Raw genomic sequence first — 17,374 nt, forward strand, 5'->3', positions numbered from 1 at the left:
GCCAAGATCAACAGCGGGATCCCCAGCCCCAGCGATCTGGCTCGGGCAGGAACATCGGCTTGCCCAAAAGAGCGCACCACCAACCCAGCCCCCAGCAGGAGAGACAAAGCCAGAGCTCCCCCCAAGAAGGGCCTTAGAGCAGGCCTGTGCAACCATTGATCAAGTGTCGGAAAGTTGGCCAGAACGTCGATAGGAGAACTGGGGCGAGCAGTTGTAGGCAGAGGGGTCGGGATCCCGTCTTGGGAAGGGGCATGGCCAACCGAGGCCTGGCTTGGAGCCGCTTCTGGCCAGCGCTCTTTCTGAATTTTGGGAACCGGTGCCCCCAGAGTTTTAACTTTGCGAAAATCGGAGTTGTGGTCGGGATCCACAACAGGTTTTTGGGCCTCCAGCACCTTGATCTCAGAAATCTTGGTGCCCGGTAATACAATCTGCGTGGCATCGGCACTGCTTTCCCCAGAGGACAAGTAGAAGACTTTTTTCCACTGCGGCTGTGTTTCCCCCTGAAGCCGACCGTACACCACCAGTTGGCTAACTCCCTGCACAGGCAAGCCCCCCAATTGGCTGGCAACTCGATGCAACACCATAGAGCGGCTAAACATCCCCTGCCGTGGGAGATCCACCATGAGGTAAAGGACATCTTGCTTCAGGGCCGAACGGGTTGGCAGGGGGGCCAGGGCCTTCTGCAGAGCCTTGATCAGGGTTTCCACGCTGCGAGCAGCAGATGAGCCAGCCATAAAGTTAGAGTTCGCAAAGTTAAGTTAGAGAGTGAAAAAATGGTCTTGTAACAACTCCAATCCAAGAGGGATCCACTTCTCTCGGCAAAAACGAGTACCCCCTCGCCAGAAGTCAAGGCCTCTGACCTCATCTTGCTGCCTCATTGTGCTCAATCTGCCGGAGTCCGTCAATATACTGAAAGAGCCTGTTACAAACGGGGCTGCCGGCCCATTCTGGGACGGAAGAGGTGGGTGTGGTCAGGGCTGTAGAGCCGCGAGCGGGCAGATCTGGAGCTTGACAAGCCTTTCAAGGCAGGGCTGACGAGATAGAGCACTGTGCGTTCTAAGCCGGCTTGCCGGGTGAGGGCGGCCATCTCGGCCAGGGATCCCAGCCAGATCTGTTCGTCCGGCCAACCCAAGCGATAACAAACGGCAACCGGGGTATCGGCGGGGTAGTGAGCCAGCAGATCTGCCTGCGCTTGTTCTACGTGGCGGGCGCTCAGATATAGACACAAAGAGGCGCGGTGGGCTGCCAGACTGGCCAGGGCTTCTGCTTCCGGTACCTGGGTGCGACCGCTGGCGCGGGTGAGGATAATCGTCTGTACCAACTTGGGTATGGTCAACTCCACCTGCAAACGGGCGGCTGCCAATTGAAAGGCGCTTACTCCCGGCACGATCTCAAAAGGGATCCCTGCCTCCGCCAGCCGGATCAGCAGCTCGTGCAGAGCGCCGTAAAGGCAGGGATCCCCATCCTGCAGCCGCACCACCCGCCGCCCCGCCTTGACCCGTTCCACAATTTGCGGCAGCAGCGTTTCCAGCGTGAAGGAGCGGGTGTCAATGGCCTCAACCCCAGGGCGACAATGGGCCAGCACTCCCTCTGGCACCAAAGAACCTGTGTAGAACACTACATCGGCTTCCGCCAGCAGTCTTTGCCCCCGCAGGGTAATCAGCTCCGGATCCCCGGGGCCAGCCCCGACAATGTAGACAGGCCACGACGTCGGTTCGCGCATTTGCTTGCTTCCTACCCCTTCAAGGGCCTCTTTGAAGATCCCTTTTCCAAAGTCTTTTCAAACTGGATTCCAAGGGAACTTATCTGGAGGCTCAAGCATGCAAGATCACGACAGGCACTCGCATCCCATCTTAAGGTACGTTCGGGAAGACTATTATCCCTACGTTGTTTTACCCCAGCCGATTGCTCTCCTCTTGAGGGGGCCAGATCTCCCACCTTGCCCGCCGGAGCCTGAGCCGCCACAGATGCCTGCCCGTCCGCTGGAGCCGGAGCCGCCACAGATGCCGGAGCGCCCAACGGAACCTGAACTACCTCGAATGCCGGAACGCCCTGTTAGGCCAAATCTACCCGAGCTACCCCAGCCTTTGATGGGCAAGCTGCAATCGGCATGGGCAACTGGTGCTGGTGTTGCTGTGCTCATTACCTTGATTATTGCGGAGGCTCCAGAATTGGTTGTTTTAGCAGGTATTGTCGGTATTGCAGCGCTAGCACGTTTTCTCTACGAATCATGGACATACGAGAAGCGAAAAGAAAAATATGAGAGAGAAAGAGCAGAAAAAATATGGAAACATGAAGAAGCTCTGCGTTGCTGGGAAGCGGAATGCAAAGCCCTTGAACAAGCCCACCAGGAAAAACTGAATAAATATTACGAAGAGGTTTGTTTGTGGCAAGTAAGATGTGAAGAGATCCGGAGAGTTCATCAACAGAAATATGAGAAAGTTCTGCGACGGTGGGAAGCAGAATGTGAAGCTCTTATACAAGCTTACCAAGAAAGATTGAGAGAACATCAAGAGGCCCTCCGGCAGTGGGAAGCAGAGCGCGAAGATCTAAAAAAAATCCATGAAGAAAACCTGAGGAGGTACCAAGAGACCGACCTGCGCCGGTGGCAGGAAGAGTGTACGTCCATCAGAAGAAGGCATTGGGAGAAATATCAGGAAGCTCTACGGCAGTGGGAAGCAGAGTGCGAAGCCATTGAAAGAGAACACCGAGATCAGGCTATGGAGCTTATTGCTAATCAAAGGGTCCAGTATCCTGATACAGTTTCTGATGCTCGCTGCGGAAGATTTGATAACTTCCTTCGAAATGCTTTGATGAGACAATTGGAAAGTCTAGAGAGAGATAGCTTTAAAGTTACTCTGCTTCCAGAGAGGTCAGCTGTTAGCATAGAGCAGTCTAGTGTCCGGTGCTATACCCCTGATATCGCAATGCAGGTATCTAGAGATGGAAAAAGATCACTCGTTTTACTCATTGACATTGAAATTGATGAGCCATGGTTTCTTGAAGGTAATCTGTGTAGGCCAGCCCATACTGTGAATGATCCTAAGCAAAGTAAGCGTGATGCTTATCTAGCGGATAGAGGCTGGGTTGTAGTTCGGTTCTCAGAACGGCAAGTTTATGAAGAAAGTGAAAAGTGCATTAATCTCATCTTTTGCTTGGTTTCAGGTGTCTTGGGTGCATTAGATTCTAAACAGCCAGACTTATCATTTTCATTTCCAACGGACCACAAGAGATGGGGTGATCAAAGTGCTCTTAGTGAACCTAGATTTCTTCCTCCCTACTTTTAATTCCCAAGGTTGAGACTGGCCCTACCGGGATTGAATTGAGCTAACGCGCTGGTCCGAGACGCTGCTGCAAGATTTGTGCGGCCAGCAACACATCCAGGGGGGTGGTTAGCTTCAGATTGGATTCCTCCCCTTCGACGATGTAGACTGGCCAACCCAGCTTCTCGAATAGGGCTGCATCATCGGTTACCTGCCAACCCTGGGCCAGAGCCTCCCGATGGGCTTGCCATAGCATCGACAGGCGAAACCCCTGCGGCGTTTGCGCTGCCCACAGCCGGCTGCGTTCTGGGGTTGACCGAATTTGGATCCCTTTTGGGCCTGCCTCAGCGACTTTAATCGTGTCCTTGACAGGGATCCCCGCGATGAGACCATCCACCTGCTGCAAAGCAGCACTACAGCGATCGAACAACTTAGGGGTAGCTAGGCAGCGGGCCCCATCGTGGATCAACACCCGCTCTACTGTTCCCAGGTTATAGAGATACTCAACCCCCCTGTAAACCGACTCCTGCCGCGTCGCCCCCCCTTGTAAAAGCTGCACCGGCGTGGACAGATCCATTGCCGCCAGGATCTGCTCGATGGCCGGCCAATCGCCGGGTTGGGAGAGAATGCCGATCCACTCGATGGAGCTGGCTCGATCCGCAGCCTGCAACGTCCAAGCCAAAATCGGCTGACCCAAGAGCGGCAGCAACAGCTTGTTGACCGCAGCCCCCATTCGCTTGCCGCTGCCAGCCGCCGGGATCAGAAGGTGCATGGGATCCAAAAGTGCATCCAACCGGATCCCAGTGTACTGCTCAACCTTCCAACTCTCCCGAAGCAGTGACAAAGTCAGGGTAGGCAATGTTGCCGTGCTCGCCAATATCCAAGCCGGCCAACTCTTCTTCTGCCGAGACGCGCAGACCGATGGTGCCCTTCAAAATCAAAAACAAAGCCAGACAACAGATAAAAGACCATCCTCCCAGGGCAATAACCCCCAGAATCTGTACCGGCAACACCGCCCAAGTCACCCCCGCTTCCGCATGGGCAAACCACGGGATCCCTGCAGCAATGACCCCCCAAGCGCCGCACACCCCATGTACCGACACCGCCCCCACCGGGTCATCCACCTTCAAGGTGCCCTCGATAAACAGCACCGACAACACCACCAACACCCCGGCCACCGAGCCGATAAGGATTGCCCCCAAAGGATGAACAGTGTTGCAAGGAGCAGTAATGCCCACCAGCCCCGCCAGTGTCCCATTGGCTGCAAACGTCATGTCCGGCTTGGTAAAAATGGCCCAGGAAGTACAGAGAGCGCCGATGGCTCCTGCCGCCCCGGCCAAATAGGTATTGAAAGCAATCCAGCCAATATCAGGAATCGCTGCCGTTGTAGAGCCGGCATTAAAGCCAATCCAGCCCAGCCACAGGATCAACGCCCCCAACATGCCCAAGGGTAAGCTATGCCCGGGAATAGCCCGCGGCTCCCCATTGGGACCATACTTGCCCAAGCGCGGCCCCAACACCAAAGTTCCCGCAAAAGCTGCAGCCCCACCCACCAAGTGCACCACCCCCGACCCGGCAAAGTCAATGTAGCCCAGGTTTTCCAGCCAGCCGGCTGTACCACCGTTGTAGTCGGCAAACAGGCCATTCCAGGCCCAGCCCCCGGAAATCGGGTAGATCGCCCCAGAGATGACGATGGAGTAAATCAAATAAGCCAAAAAGCGGGTGCGTTCCGCCATTGCCCCGGAGACAATGGTGGCAGCGGTGGCGGCAAACACCAGTTGGAAACAGAAGAACGTGAAAGGCCAAGCATCGTTTTGACTGCCGGCTTCAGCTCCCTGTTGCCAGTTGAAAAAAAACCAGTTGGTGCCCAAAAAACCGGCCACATGGGATCCGAACATCAGCCCAAACCCCAAAAACCAAAAAGCGCAGGCCCCGAAGCAGAAGTCCATCAGGTTCTTCAGGACAATGTTGGTAGCATTTTTAGCCCGCGTGAAGCCCGCCTCCACCATGGCAAAGCCCGCCTGCATGAAAAACACCAGCGCCCCGGCCACCGTTGTCCAGACGATGTCGGCATGGTATTGCTGAGTTTTCAGTAAGGTTTGTAGCTCAGCCCAAGCCTCGGGTGGGAGAGCCTGTTCCAGAGCCGTGAGATCCGTCTGGGCCAGAGCAGGCGGGGCAACCAAACTTCCCAACCCCAGCAAAGCTCCAACCCCCAGCAGGACTTTCCCCCCTGTCCTCAAACCCAAAAGGATCCCCTGCCGAAGACGAGAGAAAACAGTCTCACCTATCTGACTTTTCATCTCGATTCCAAGTCCCACACCTCGATTTTGAGCTATTTCTCCCCTCCTACCCGTAACCACCTACACCAATGCCACCAAATACATCAGCAAGCCATAAAAGAGAGGGCCAGCCCTGACCCTCCCTTTTGATGCTCATTTGATGCTCAGTTCAGCAATGCTCCGATCCGGCAACCCCAGGTCAGACCGAGCACAACGGCTCAAGATTGCTCCGAATCGGTGGCAGCAGTAACGAAGTCGGGGTAGGCCACGTTGCCATGCTCGCCCACATCCAAACCGGCGATCTCTTCCTCGGCGCTGGTGCGCAGGCCGGTTACAGCCTTGAGGATAAAGAACAGGATCAAGCAGGTAATAAAGGGCCAGAGGAAGTAGGCCAGAGCGCCCACCACTTGTACCCCAAATTGGGCCCAGGTGACCTCTTCAGCATAGTTGGCATTGGCAAAGAAGGGGATCCCTGCTGCCAACACCCCCCAGATACCACAGGTGCCGTGTACCGAAATCGCGCCCACCGGGTCATCAATTTTCAGCACCGTATCCAGGATCACCACCGAAATCACCACCAGAATCCCGGCCACCGAGCCGATGATCAGAGCACCCAAAGGATGGACGCTATCGCAAGGGGCAGTGATCCCCACCAAGCCGGCCAGGACACCGTTGGCGGCAAAGGTCATATCCGGCTTGCCAAAATGAACCCAAGAGGTGAACATCGCCCCAATTGCTCCAGCCGAAGCTGCCAGCAGCGTATTCATGGCAATCCAGCCAATATCGACAGAGGCTGCAGTGGTGGAACCGGCATTAAACCCGATCCAGCCCAAGGCGAGGATAAACACCCCCAACATCCCCAGCGGCAGGTTGTGGCCGGGAATAGCCCGCGGTTCTCCATTAGGGCCGTACTTGCCAATGCGAGGGCCAAGCGCGATCGCACCTGCCAAGGCCGCAGCGCCCCCTACCAAATGCACCACCCCCGACCCGGCGTAGTCGATGTAGCCCAGATTTTCCAGCCAGCCGGCTGTGCCGCCGTTGTAGTCGCCGAACAGCCCGTTCCAGGCCCAACCCCCAGAGATGGGGTAGATTAGCCCAGAAATAACGATGGAGTAGATCAAGTAGGCCAAGAACTTGGTGCGCTCTGCCATGGCTCCGGAAACAATGGTGGCGGCAGTGGCGGCAAACACCATCTGGAAGACAAAGAAAGTAAAGGGCCAGCCATCTGCCTCGTAAGCCTGCTGCCAGCCAAAAGCAAACCAGTCAGTGCCGAAGAAGCCAGCACTTTTGCCGAACATGAGGCCAAACCCGATGAACCAGAAGGCGCAACAGCCCATGCAGAAGTCCATCAAGTTCTTCATCATGATGTTGGCGGCGTTCTTGGCGCGGGTAAAGCCCGTCTCTACCATGGCGAACCCCGCCTGCATGAAGAACACCAAGGCTGCTGCCACGATCGTCCAAACAACGTCAGCGTGTTTCTGAACTTCCTCGGCCTCTTGAGCAAAGGCAGTTCCCTGGCCGAATAGAAAAACCAGCGCAGCCATTAGAGCGGCAGTCAGACTCCACTTGGCCGGTCGCCAAAGCCACTGGGGCACCTGGCTCTTGAGGTTTTGGATCATTGTCGTACTCATGCTTTTCGACTCACCTAAAGTGACAGTACTTCTCGCAACACATTACCCGAAAAGTAGGGCAAGAACACCTCATCAGATATACAGCAAAAGAGACATGAAGCAAACTCACACGAGGCTCAGGCCGGGCAACCCAAACCCTGAACGTGATCCCTTCTCATAGGGCATCTTGGTTGAGTTCGCCAGTGCGGATGCGGATGGTTTTTTCGACGGGGCTGATGAAAATCTTGCCGTCCCCAATTTCGCCGGTGCGAGCCGCTGCAATCAGCTTCTCCACCACCGTATCCACCAGGTCATCTTCGACCACGATCTCCACTTTCAGCTTTTGTAGGAACTCTACCGTGTACTCGGATCCCCGGTAACGCTCGGTTTGTCCCTTTTGCCGGCCAAAACCCCGTACTTCACTTACGGTCATGCCGACAATCCCGGCATTGACCAAAGCAATTTTGACCTCATCCAACTTAAATGGCCGGATCACGGCCTCGATTTTTTTCATCTGCCTCCTGCACCCTGAACAGTTCCGCTAATTTCTAACACTACCAACACCTGTGAATTGTAAAAACAGATACATTTTTTATCTCCTACTGAAGATGCTTACCACTCTGGGTTGGCTCCCGTCAAGACTGGAAGGTCAAGCTTAAGCTACCCTAACGGGAGGAAGCCTCCGATGGGGTCTCACCAACATCCACGGGCGGCTGAGGGCTAAGAGAGGCCAAGCTGGCTGTAATGAGCGCTACCGCAAGCCACCACAGCATTTGTACCTGTGGACGATACCAGATGGTATCCACCAAGCCGTGGACCATCATGCCGGTGCAAGCGGCCAAGCCCGCTGCCACCCACAGACCCTGGGGATCCCGCAAGTTGAGCAAAGTTTTCCAGCATCTCCAGCCGTGATCCCAGAGCACCAAGAGGAACCAGGCGAAAGTTAAGGAGCCGATGAAGCCAGTCTCTACGGTGAGCTGCAGCGGCACTGAATAGGCTCCAAGGGCGCTGAAGTTGCCTCGTTGGTAGAGGGGATAGACGCGGTTAAAGGCAACATTACCGGGGCCGATCCCCAAGATGGGAAAGTCGCGGATCATCTCCAGCACCGCCGCCCAGACATTGAGGCGAAAGTTGTTGCTGGTATCCAACCGCCCCCAAAAAAGGCTCTGCACCCGCAGCCGCAGGGAGCGTACCGTCAGGATCCCGAGCAACAGAGCAGCCCCCCCTCCGCCCAACAGGGCCGGCAAGGCCCAACGCCGCCAGCGGGCTGGCAAATCGACAGAATGCCACTGTGCCAACAGCACGACCATCAGGGTGAGCATGGCCAGCCCCCCAATCCAGGCGCCACGACTGTAGGTGAGCAACAGGCAAATCAGGTTCACCGCCGTCGTAAACCCGGCCAGGAGTTTCGCTCCCCAACTGGGCCAAATCCAAGTGGCGGCCAGCCCCAGAGGAATGACCGGGATCAAGTAGCCCCCATACAGATTTGGATTGCGCAGATAGCTGTACACCCGCGTCAGACCCGCCAAACCCGACTCCGGATCCACCCAGGTGGCCAGTTCCGCTGCCCCATATAAGTATTGCCGCAGGCCATGGATCCCCATCACCAAGCTGACCAAAAGCAGGGATCCAACGATCCCATCTCGGAATTGGGGTTTGCGCAGCAGACGATGCAACAACAGATAACCAGCCAGGTAGAGAGTCAACTTCAGCCAGCCATCCCGTGCTGCGTAGGCAACCGGAGAGAGAATCGTTGCCAAGGTGGCAATTCCCCAGAAAAGGACCAGGGGCAGATGCAGCGGCAGCCCAATCGGCATTTCCACCAAAGCGCACAGGCCCACCAGAGCAGCCATAGCCAGCAAAATCAGGCCCAGGATGCCGGTGGAGCTTTGTGCAGAGAAAATCCAGTAGAGCAGCACTAGCCCCAGGCCAATCCGGTCGGAAGTTTGAACCAATATGCTGCTCTTCCCCCAACTTTGCAGGGATCCCAATAGACGACCCAAAAGGCTTCCCTGCCACCAAGCCTTGATGGGAAAATCGCGCAGCAGAAAACCGTGCCACCGTTGCGTTGCTCGTTCCATAACCCTCCGGAGCCTGTTGGGCACAAGTTCATACGCCCCAAGTCACCTTCCGATTGCGTCGGTGGGACGAAGTTCTAGCTTATATCCCCAGAGGCAAGGAGACAACGAAGAAGAGCGCAACCTCTTATCGCGCCAGCCGGACAAAGTACCCCTCAACAAAAACAAAGAACCGGCTGACTCACAAGACTCTACAAGACAAAAGGCATCGAAGAGTTATCAAAGTTGGGTTTTCAATCTTAAGAACAAGTCTCTGTAAAAAGCAAAGAAGAACAGCAGGAAAAACTACAAAAAGCTCTATCTCAATCTTCAATCAAATGTTGGATTGCCGCAATCGAAGATCTCCTGACCTACCACAGACCGATTCTCAAAAGATTCTTCAGGCAACACAGGCTAACACTTGACCTTGAGATCCTCTTTCACCTTCGGCATTAGGAGAAGGGATTTGATCGCCTAAGCGGGATCCAGACCAACCTTCCTTGGCTCTAACTGCGTTCTGGGAATTGGAGTTGGAATAGTGAATCTGAATACGAGTAGGACGGCCCAGACCCAGGGCGGATCCCATGCAACGGGCTAAGATTTGCACCTTAAACTCAAACTCGCCAATGCCATCCATAATCTTTAACCCTGCAGTCTCTGCTCCTAATTCAACTGTAGGAGAAGGTCTACGAAACCTCTTCAGTGGGAATACAGAACTTTTTGAGCTGCGGAGACTTCTGGATTATGAAAGTTATGTAAAGATGCCTTTGTTTTCGCCAGACAGGGCGAGTACTTGACCTATTCTTAAACAACTTGAGTCAAGCTGGGCTCGGTATCTTCACTTGGACTGACTCCCTCCACCAAGTTGAGCAGGGATCCCAGCCAAACCGCTTAGACAAGGGGAACTGACCTACGCAAAATGGAGGAAGTAGGGGAAAAGCATCTCGTAAATCACTCGGTCGAAGCGTGCCCGTTTACCTGTACTGGGGAGATGACACCTATCGCCTGATGCAGGCGGTGCAGCAGTTGCGCGACCAAGTGCTGGATCCCCACTGGGCTGCTTTTAACTACGATCGCCTGCCGCCGGAATCCACGATTGCCGGGCTCAACCAAGCCATGACCCCGCCGCTGGGATCCACCGCCCGCTTGGTTTGGCTGGAAGAGACAACACTCACCCAACATTGCCCGGAAGATCTGTGGGAAGAAGTGGAGCGAACCTTGGCCCAGTTACCCCCTACCACCCATCTGCTCTTGACCACCAGCAGCAAACCGGATGGGCGCCTGAAATCCACCAAAATCCTCAAAAAAACGGCCATTGTCCGCGAGTTTTCGCAACTGGCCCCTTGGGATGAAGAGGGCATTCTCCAGCAGGTGCAGCGGGAAGCCCAACAACGGAATCTGGCCCTCAGCCCGGCAGCCGCCCAGAAATTGGCCGAGGCGGTGGGCAATGACTCCCGTCGCTTGGCGATGGAATTGGAAAAGCTGGCCCTGTTTACGGCAGGTCAACAGGATCCCATTTCTCCTGAACAAGTCGAGGCGTTAGTTCCCGCCAGCGCCTACAACAGCTTTCAATTGGCGGGATCCCTGCGCAAAGGGAATCTGGAACAAGCCCTACGCATCTTGACCCATCTGCTGGATCACAACGAGCCGGCCCTGAGGATTCTGGCGGTGTTGGTAGGCCAATTTCGCACCTGGCTATGGGTGCGGCTGCTGCTGGATCAGGGAGAACGGGATCCCAAAGTCATCGCCCAGAAAGCAGAAATCGGGAATCCCAACCGGGTTTACTTTCTGCAAAAAGAGGTGGGATCCCTGAAGACCACAGCTTTACTGAAAGCAATGCAGCAGCTTTTGCAATTGGAATACAACCTCAAGCAAGGACAGCCGGAACGAGATGCCTTTCAAGAAGCGCTGATCCAAATCGTGGCTATATTGGGTGAAGGCCGAGCTCAGAGCAAGTAGAGCAGAATAAACAGCACAACCCAAACCCCATCCACAAAGTGCCAGTAGATCTCAGCAGCTTCGACGCCAAAATGATGTTGAGCGCTGTAGTGGCCGGGTTTAAAGGAGCGCCAGAGCACCGCCAGAATAAACAGCAACCCTGCCAGCACGTGAAGACCATGAAACCCCGTTAAAACATAGAAGGTGCTGGCAAACAAATTGGTGGTGAGGCCAAACTCCAGGTTGCTGTACTCATAGAGTTGCCCTGCCAGGAAAACCGCCCCCATCAGCGCTGTGAGGGCAAACCACAGCCGCAGACCCCTGACATCATCGGCCTTGATGGCCGACCCAGCTTTGTGAATGACGAAGCTGCTGGAGAGCAAAATCACCGTGTTGATCCCAGGCAAAAGCAATTCCCGCTCTGGGGTTCCCTCCGGCGGCCACACCGGGGCGGTGAGGCTATAGGCCAGGTAGGCCATGAACAGCCCCAAAAATAGGCAGCCTTCTGCCACCAAAAACATCAAGATGCCAAAGACGCGATGATCCGGGTGCTCAGCATGGGCAGTGTGGGCCCTTGAGTGGCCAACCATCAGCGTTTCAGAGGCAAGGGATCCTTGCATATTCCTTTCCACCTAAATTCCTGAATTCCTGAGACTTCTTGAGGCTGTACAAGCAGCCCAGCCAAGACTGGAATACCCAGTGAGCAGGGGATCAGCCGCCCACCGGGCATCCGGCCTGCTAAGAAGAAGTAGGCTCCGCTTCTGCCAGCGCCAGCTCCCGCAAGCTCTGCAACTGAGCAGCAAAGTAGTCCAGCGTCTCTTTGCTGTGCAAGCCGTAGTCGTAGGGGCCAGTTAGCAGAATGGGATCCCCATAAAAGTTGTGATGGGGCGGGGGAGAAGAAGTTGTCCACTCCAGTGTCAGGGCCTGCCAAGGATTATCCCCAGCTTTTGGCCCGGCCACCCAGGAGTAGATGGCGTTAACCAAAAAGGGCAGGGTGGAAATGGCCAGAACAAAGGCCCCCACCGAGCTGATCCAGTTGAGGTCGGCAAATTGGGGATCGTACTGGGCCACCCGGCGGGGCATCCCCATCAGGCCCAGCTTGTGCATCGGCAAGAAGCACATGTTAAGGCCGACAAAGGTCAACACAAAGTGCACCCGCCCCCAAAACTCGTTCAGCAGCCGCCCCGTCATCTTGGGGAACCAGTGGTAGATGCCGGCATAGATTCCAAAGACGCTGCCGCCAAACAACACGTAGTGTAGGTGGGCCACCACAAAGTAGGTGTCGTGAACGTGGATATCCAGAGGCACCGAGGCGAGGATAATCCCGCCCAAGCCGCCGATCACAAACATCGAGACAAAACCCATGCCAAACAGCATGGCCGAGCGGAAGTGGATCTTGCCGCCCCACAAAGTGGCCAGCCAGCTAAACACCTTGATCCCAGTGGGAACGGCAATGGCCATGGTGGCGATCATGAAGAACACCCGCATCCAGTCAGGGGTGCCACTGGTGAACATGTGGTGAGCCCAGACGATCAACCCCAAAAAGCAGATGGCCAAGCTGGAGTAGGCGATGGCCTTGTAGGCAAAGATGGGCTTGCGGGCATGCACCGGCAAAATCTCGGAGATCATGCCAAAGACCGGCAAGATCATGATGTACACCGCCGGGTGGGAGTAGAACCAGAACATGTGCTGGTAGACCACCGGATCCCCGCCGCCGCTGGGGTTGAAAAAGGCCGTACCCGCCAACAGGTCAAAGCTAAGCAAAATCAATGCACCGGCCAGAACCGGTGTTGCAATGAGGGTAAGAATAGACGCTGCCAGCATGGCCCAGCAAAACAGCGGCATGTCTTCCATCTTCATGCCGGGCATGCGCATCTTCAGGATGGTGGTGATGAAGTTAACCGCCGCCAGGATGGAGGAGGTTCCTGCCAGCAAAATGCTCAGGATCCAGAGTTCTTCGCCCACTTTGCCGCTGATCAAGCTGAGAGGGGGGTAGGAAGTCCAGCCGGCAGCCGGAGCCTCTATGAACAGGCTGGCCAAAAGCAGGATCCCTGTGGGCGGAACCAGCCAAAAGGCCACTGCATTCAGCTTGGGGAAGGCCATATCCCGCGCCCCGATCATCAGCGGTACCAGGTAGTTGCCAAAGCCCCCCACCAAAGCAGGCACGATCCACAAAAAGATCATGATCGTGGCGTGCAGGGTAAAGGCGCCGTTGTACCGCTCAAAGCCGAGAAAGTCCGCCTCCGGGGTAGCCAGCTCTGCCCTTACTGCCGTCGCCAGCGCCCCTCCCACCAAGTAGAAGAAAAAGGTGGTCACCAAGTACTGGATCCCGATGACCTTGTGATCGGTGGAGAAGGTAAAGAAGCGCCACCAAGGCTCAGCAGGAAGTTCAAGTTCAACCTTCGGTGCAGTAACAAGTCTCGGATTGTCTTGTAGCTGGGTCATTGCCAAAAAGCTCCCGTGTCGCGTCGGCAGAATGTTGTTCCCACAAGCGCAGGCCAAAGGGGCGTCAGGGATCCCAGCTAGCCTGCGGAAGGAAGGGATCCAGAATGGGACTGGAGAGACTTCAAATCTGAGGGGGAGACGCCCAAACGCTGGTGGTGGACATGGGCAAAGGCAGACTCGGCCTCAGGGGAGCCTGGCCGAGGAGAGGGATGGACTGGCGAGAAATCTGAAACGAGGGCCAAGGTGCTGCCCTCGCCACGGGCGGCCAAAACTTGCTCCTGCTGCCAGCGCTCGAAGTCTTCCGGCGTATCCACAAACAATTGCCCTGCCATCACCCCATGATAGGGGCCGCACAGCTCTGCGCAGACAATGGGGTACTGCCCCAGTTGGGTAGGCACAAACTCCAGGTGGGTCTCTCGGCCCGGGATCACATCCTGCTTGAGGCGAAACTGCGGCACCCAGAAGGCATGGTTCACATCCAGAGCCGTCATATCCAAGCGCACCCGCTTGTTTAGAGGAAGGTGCAGCTCGCTGGCCACCAGGCCGGAATCCGGGTAGGTGAACATCCAAGCATATTGCATGCCCTGAACTTGGACGACCAGATCCGGCTGGCCCATTTCCTTCCCGGGTAGCACTACAGGGGTATAAGCGTAGCCGGGATCCCCCGCCTCAGCTTCGTGGGAAGACTCCATCGCCATGGCTGCGTGGATGTGCCCGCCGACATCAGCACCCCCGTAGATGGCCTGGTAAACATCCAAGCTGGCCAAGCCCAACCAAAGAATGATCACCGCCGGCACCGCCGTCCACACGATCTCCAGCAGCACATTGCCGTGGCTGGGATCCCCGTCGCCTTTGTCGCCTCGCCGCTTGCGGTAGCGGACAATACAGTAGAGAAGTACACCCTGTACCACCAAAAAGATCCCTGTGGCAATGGTTATGGTGCTGTTAAAGAGGCTGTCGAACAAGGGGGCTGATTCGGCAGCAGATTCGGGAAGCAGATGGTGGTTTTGCCCGTACCAAAGGCTGGCAAGGGTCAGGAGGATCCCCATACCCACCAAGATGATGTTGCTAATCGCACTCACGACTGCTTTTCCCCAATACAAAGAGCGTCCATCCTAGCAGATAATCTGCTCACAGCGTCTGCAAACTACCTTGCTCAACTTAATCCGTCGTTTTTTACTGTTGCCGTTTTTTATTTTTGTTTGCATTGTTTATGGAGTTTACAAAGTTTTCCGATTGTAGAGTCTGCTTCGCTGCGCACGGCTTCTCCACTAGTATCAGATAGTAGTCTGCGGGAGAGAGAAACCCTGCAGGCTTATGGATCTCTTCAGGATCTTTCAGGGTGAGCAGTGACGAGGCGGAGCTTTGGTTCCGAGATTTTCGGCAGACCTGTGTAAGGGCGGTACCACATTGAAGGCTGGCTCTGGTTGAGGGTCATCTCTCGAAGCTGAGATTTTTGCTGGCTGTAGACTGAGGTAGGGTGGGATAACCCCGCAATTGGGCTGGTTTGGACAGGTTTTCTCTCTTTAATCTCTGCTTCTGTTTAATCTCTGCTTCGCTTTCCCCAATGTCTTCTCCCCATTCACTGGCGACCTTGCTATCTGATCCAGGGGATCCCTTGCCGATCCAGACTCCATCAACGGTCTCGGAATTGGCCGGAATCTTAAAGGAGTGCCAAGGGCGGAAAGTGCTGCCGCTGGGGCAGGGGAGCAAGTGGGGCTGGGCCCACTCTGTGGAGCCGGTGGATCTGGTTCTCAGCACACGTGGCTTACGCCGGCTCATCGACCATGCGGCTGCTGATCTCACCGTCACGGTGGAAGCTGGCATGACTTTGGCGGAACTGCAACACATCTTGGCCGAGCGGGGGCAATGGTGGCCGGTGGATCCCCTCTATCCGGAGCGGGCTACCCTGGGGGGCATTATCGCCACTGCCGATACGGGTTCTCTGCGCTGGCGTTACGGCGGGATCCGCGACTTGCTGCTGGGCATAGCCTGGGTGCGGGCGGATGGGGAAGTGGCCAAAGCGGGCGGGCGGGTTGTCAAGAATGTTGCTGGCTATGACCTGATGAAGCTGTTCACCGGATCCTTGGGCAGCCTAGGAATTTTGACCCAGGTGAGCCTACGGCTTTACCCCTTGCCGGCAGCTCAGTCTACTTTGCTGGCTACAGGATCCCTGCCGGAGCTGGAGGTTTTGTGTCGGCAGGTGCTGACCGGCCCGGTTAACCCTGTGGGGGTGGATCTCTGGCTAAGGGCAGAGGGATCCCAAGTTTGGCTCAGCTTTCACGGCTCGGAGCGGGCGATTGCCCAGCAGATGGCCCAAACGCGGCGGCTGGCCCCTGCAGGGCTGACTTTGCAGGAAGTGAATCCCGACTCTCTGCCCCTGCCTCAACCCGGCTCAGGGGCGGTGCTGGCCAAGTTCGGGTGCCTGCCCAATCAGAGCCTGGCAACATTGGAGCAGTTTCAAACCCTATTCCCTGGGGCTCAGGTGCAACTGCACCGAGGCTGTGGGCTAGGGCGGGCTTGGCTGGTTCAGCCAGAAGTGGGATCCCTGATGCAACTGCAGCGCTACCTCAAGTCTGCGGGCGGATTTCTCCTGCTTCTGGAGGCGCCGCCGGCTCTGAAGAAGGCTCTTGCCCATGACTTTGGCCCGGTTGCCAGCCTAATGCGCAAGCTGAAGCAGCAATTTGACCCTGCCGGCACCTTCAGCCCCAGCTTGATATAGGCACTGCCCCTGTCACCGCTCCTTCCCCGGGATCCCTCTGGCCAAACGTCTTGTTCCGGTGCATGATAGATCTATAAGAAATTGAAACATTTCTTAACATCATTTCTCAGTATCTCAGCGTCAAAGCTAGGAGAGGGATCAGCATGAGCATCGAGTGGCAGCGGATACTCCGCGTTGGAGTGGGCTTTTGCCTTGGGCTGTTGATTGCGGTGGGCGGGGGATCCCTGACCTGGGCGCAACCTGCCCTGCCGGTGGTGCCGATGGAGTTGCCCCAGCCGCCTGTGCCGGTCTTGGACTTAGCGGATCAGTTGACCAGCAATCAGGAAGCTCAACTGGCCCAGCATCTGAACAAGTTAGAGCAAGACACCGGCTGGAAGCTGCGGGTGCTGACTCAGTTTGATCAAACTCCAGGCCGTCAGGTGAAAGAGTACTGGGGCTTGAATGAGCGCAGCGTTCTGATGGTGGCGGATCCCAGGGGGGGCAACTTGCTGGCGTTTAATGTAGGGGATGCTGTGCGCGAGATCTTGCCACGTACCTTTTGGATTGAGCTGCAATCTCGCTTTGGCAATCAATTCTACGTGCGGGAGCACGGCACCCACCGCGCCATCCTGGAGACCGTGGATGTTTTGGATCGCTGCTTTCATCAGGGAGGCTGCCGCGTGGTGCCCGGCCTGCCTCAGGAGCAGTGGATCCTAACGCTGGTGACCTCGATTTTGGGCGGGATTGTCTTCGGGTTTGCCGGCAAGCCCCGCCATGCGGAGGAGCTGTTTAACTGGCGTTGGGCCTTGCTCATTTCTCCCCTGTGGTTCATTCTGTTCGGGGCCTTCGGTATCGGGCCGGTGGTCACACGCACTCAGGATTGGATCCCGGTGTTGCGCAACGTCTTGGGGTTTCTGGCAGGGGCTTTGGTGATCTACCTAGCTCCCATTGCTCGCCCGGCAGTGGATCAGCAGTAGCTGACTCGTGAAGTCGGCTGGGCGTCCTTCCCTGCGAGCCCCAGTTCGCAGGGGACAAATGCTAGAATCGGTGAGCAGAAATTGCTGATGTAGCTCAGTTGGTA

Annotated in this window: 14 protein-coding genes; 4 read left to right on the top strand and 10 right to left on the bottom strand. The window is 56.1% G+C overall.

All coding sequences use genetic code 11. The features are described 5' to 3' along the window. On the bottom strand, positions 1–734 hold a 734-nt coding region (locus tag NW819_RS07350), incomplete at its 3' end, for a hypothetical protein (protein WP_414413355.1). Between the two features lie 188 nt (positions 735–922). Then, positions 923–1,723: a precorrin-4 C(11)-methyltransferase gene (gene cobM, locus NW819_RS07355; protein WP_011434250.1), complete on the bottom strand. Its 801-nt coding sequence runs from the start codon at positions 1,721–1,723 to the stop codon at positions 923–925. A 367-nt stretch (positions 1,724–2,090) separates the two neighbouring features. Here cobM and NW819_RS07360 point away from each other — a divergent pair, with 367 nt between their 5' ends. Further along, on the top strand, positions 2,091–3,287 hold the full coding sequence (locus NW819_RS07360) for a hypothetical protein (RefSeq protein WP_414413356.1): 1,197 nt from the start codon (positions 2,091–2,093) through the stop codon (positions 3,285–3,287). Between the two features lie 40 nt (positions 3,288–3,327). Here NW819_RS07360 and ispD read toward each other — a convergent pair whose 3' ends face one another. From ispD to NW819_RS07385, 5 genes are all read right to left on the bottom strand, one after another. Continuing rightward, a complete protein-coding gene (gene ispD, locus NW819_RS07365; RefSeq protein WP_414413363.1) occupies positions 3,328–4,035 on the bottom strand; it encodes a 2-C-methyl-D-erythritol 4-phosphate cytidylyltransferase in 708 nt (235 codons plus the stop codon). A 40-nt stretch (positions 4,036–4,075) separates the two neighbouring features. Further along, positions 4,076–5,446: an ammonium transporter gene (locus tag NW819_RS07370; protein WP_240527655.1), complete on the bottom strand. Its 1,371-nt coding sequence runs from the start codon at positions 5,444–5,446 to the stop codon at positions 4,076–4,078. A gap of 314 nt (positions 5,447–5,760) precedes the next feature. Continuing rightward, the gene (locus tag NW819_RS07375; RefSeq protein ID WP_414413357.1) at positions 5,761–7,173 is read right to left on the bottom strand and encodes an ammonium transporter; all 1,413 of its coding nucleotides are present in this window, start codon (positions 7,171–7,173) and stop codon (positions 5,761–5,763) included. A gap of 154 nt (positions 7,174–7,327) precedes the next feature. Beyond that, positions 7,328–7,666 carry a P-II family nitrogen regulator gene (locus NW819_RS07380; protein WP_011430352.1) on the bottom strand — a complete coding sequence of 113 codons (339 nt, stop codon included), beginning with the start codon at positions 7,664–7,666 and terminating at the stop codon, positions 7,328–7,330. A gap of 151 nt (positions 7,667–7,817) precedes the next feature. Beyond that, the gene (locus tag NW819_RS07385; RefSeq protein ID WP_414413358.1) at positions 7,818–9,233 is read right to left on the bottom strand and encodes an IctB family putative bicarbonate transporter; all 1,416 of its coding nucleotides are present in this window, start codon (positions 9,231–9,233) and stop codon (positions 7,818–7,820) included. 942 nt (positions 9,234–10,175) lie between these two features. Here NW819_RS07385 and holA point away from each other — a divergent pair. Then, positions 10,176–11,168 carry a DNA polymerase III subunit delta gene (gene holA / locus NW819_RS07390; protein WP_414413359.1) on the top strand — a complete coding sequence of 331 codons (993 nt, stop codon included), beginning with the start codon at positions 10,176–10,178 and terminating at the stop codon, positions 11,166–11,168. Here the strand turns inward: holA and NW819_RS07395 are convergent. The 3 genes from NW819_RS07395 to NW819_RS07405 all read right to left on the bottom strand — a co-directional run bounded on the left by NW819_RS07395 (position 11,156) and on the right by NW819_RS07405 (position 14,674). Then, a complete protein-coding gene (locus tag NW819_RS07395) occupies positions 11,156–11,767 on the bottom strand; it encodes a cytochrome c oxidase subunit 3 (RefSeq protein ID WP_414341934.1) in 612 nt (203 codons plus the stop codon). The two genes, holA and NW819_RS07395, sit on opposite strands and share 13 nt — an antisense overlap. A gap of 118 nt (positions 11,768–11,885) precedes the next feature. Continuing rightward, positions 11,886–13,592 carry a cytochrome c oxidase subunit I gene (ctaD, locus tag NW819_RS07400; protein WP_414413360.1) on the bottom strand — a complete coding sequence of 569 codons (1,707 nt, stop codon included), beginning with the start codon at positions 13,590–13,592 and terminating at the stop codon, positions 11,886–11,888. Positions 13,593–13,669: 77 nt separating this feature from the next. Then, on the bottom strand, positions 13,670–14,674 hold the full coding sequence (locus NW819_RS07405) for a cytochrome c oxidase subunit II (protein ID WP_414413361.1): 1,005 nt from the start codon (positions 14,672–14,674) through the stop codon (positions 13,670–13,672). Positions 14,675–15,210: 536 nt separating this feature from the next. Here NW819_RS07405 and NW819_RS07410 point away from each other — a divergent pair. Together NW819_RS07410 and NW819_RS07415 are read left to right on the top strand one after the other, a co-directional pair. After that, positions 15,211–16,314, top strand: coding sequence for an FAD-binding oxidoreductase (locus NW819_RS07410; protein WP_414413362.1), 1,104 nt, complete (start codon positions 15,211–15,213; stop codon positions 16,312–16,314). A 260-nt stretch (positions 16,315–16,574) separates the two neighbouring features. Beyond that, entirely contained in the window at positions 16,575–17,270 is a 696-nt protein-coding gene (locus tag NW819_RS07415) for a TPM domain-containing protein (RefSeq protein ID WP_414398793.1), read from the top strand. Positions 17,271–17,374: the final 104 nt, after the last annotated feature.

Source organism: Synechococcus sp. R8-2 (genome assembly GCF_047461715.1).
GTDB lineage: Bacteria > Cyanobacteriota > Cyanobacteriia > Thermostichales > Thermostichaceae > Thermostichus.

What these genes read in the sequence shown, in the direction of transcription:
- cobM (WP_011434250.1), bottom strand. Translation starts at nt 1,723, where the DNA reads ATGCGCGAACCGACGTCGTGGCCTGTCTACATTGTCGGGGCTGGCCCC.
- NW819_RS07360 (WP_414413356.1), top strand. Translation starts at nt 2,091, where the DNA reads ATGGGCAAGCTGCAATCGGCATGGGCAACTGGTGCTGGTGTTGCTGTG.
- ispD (WP_414413363.1), bottom strand. Translation starts at nt 4,035, where the DNA reads ATGCACCTTCTGATCCCGGCGGCTGGCAGCGGCAAGCGAATGGGGGCT.
- NW819_RS07375 (WP_414413357.1), bottom strand. Translation starts at nt 7,173, where the DNA reads ATGAGTACGACAATGATCCAAAACCTCAAGAGCCAGGTGCCCCAGTGG.
- NW819_RS07380 (WP_011430352.1), bottom strand. Translation starts at nt 7,666, where the DNA reads ATGAAAAAAATCGAGGCCGTGATCCGGCCATTTAAGTTGGATGAGGTC.
- NW819_RS07385 (WP_414413358.1), bottom strand. Translation starts at nt 9,233, where the DNA reads ATGGAACGAGCAACGCAACGGTGGCACGGTTTTCTGCTGCGCGATTTT.
- NW819_RS07395 (WP_414341934.1), bottom strand. Translation starts at nt 11,767, where the DNA reads ATGCAAGGATCCCTTGCCTCTGAAACGCTGATGGTTGGCCACTCAAGG.
- ctaD (WP_414413360.1), bottom strand. Translation starts at nt 13,592, where the DNA reads ATGACCCAGCTACAAGACAATCCGAGACTTGTTACTGCACCGAAGGTT.
- NW819_RS07415 (WP_414398793.1), top strand. Translation starts at nt 16,575, where the DNA reads ATGGAGTTGCCCCAGCCGCCTGTGCCGGTCTTGGACTTAGCGGATCAG.